The following is a 767-nucleotide window of genomic DNA, read 5'->3' as shown; positions in this document are numbered from 1 at the left end:
AGTTGCCTTAGTTTTAATAGTATCTAAGATTTTAAGTTGCTCATCCATAGCCTTATCAGCAGTTTGCAAGATACCTATGGCATCATTACCATTGTTTATGGCTTGACCTAAAGTGGCTGCTTGTGAACGCAAAGAATCTGCTATCGCCATCCCTGAAGCATCATCTGCTGCGGAGTTGATTCTAAGACCTGAACTAAGTCTGCTTAAAGACTTGTCAAGCTCGTTAGCATTGACAACTGAATTTGCATGTGCGTTTAATGCACCGATGTTGGTATTTATCCTAAAACCCATTTTAAATCCTTTCAAAATATTGCATCGAAAAGATTAAAGCAAGAAGTGTTCCAAGTTTTAGTTTCATTAAAAATTTTAGAGTTTAAAATAAAAAAAGCCTAGTTCTAAACTAGGCTTGGATTTGTATATATTGCAGCTTTTTAAACTACTGTAGCAATCTTAAAACATTTTGTTGAACAGAATTAGCCTGTGCCATGGCATAAGAGCCACTTTGAGCTAAGATATTTGCTTTAGAATAGTTTGCACTCTCAGCTGCAAAGTCTACATCACGGATTTGAGATTCTGCTGATTTAACATTGACTTGAGTAACAGTGATATTATTTATAGTTGATGTGATTTGATTTTGCACTGAACCAATGTCTGCTCTGATTTGATCAAGATTTGTTATAGCTGTTTCAGCTATATCCATCACTGCCATAGCGCCTTTAAGTGTAGTAACACCTGCTGATTCATCTTTTACTCCAAAAGTAGTTGTT

The 767-nt window shown here is 35.6% G+C and carries 1 protein-coding gene and 1 pseudogene; both read right to left on the bottom strand.

Going from position 1 to position 767, the window contains the following annotated elements; genetic code table 11:
* Positions 1-291: pseudogene (locus tag ELQ04_RS08500) on the bottom strand (flagellin); the annotation flags it as partial.
* A 145-nt stretch (positions 292-436) separates the two neighbouring features.
* On the bottom strand, positions 437-767 hold a 331-nt coding region (locus ELQ04_RS08495), incomplete at its 5' end, for a flagellin (protein WP_279586060.1).

It is taken from the genome of Campylobacter sp. CH278 (genome assembly GCF_004378845.1).
Classification (GTDB): domain Bacteria; phylum Campylobacterota; class Campylobacteria; order Campylobacterales; family Campylobacteraceae; genus Campylobacter_D; species Campylobacter_D jejuni.
Note: the sequence above shows the minus strand (reverse complement) of the source record. Positions and strands in the feature narration are given on the sequence as shown.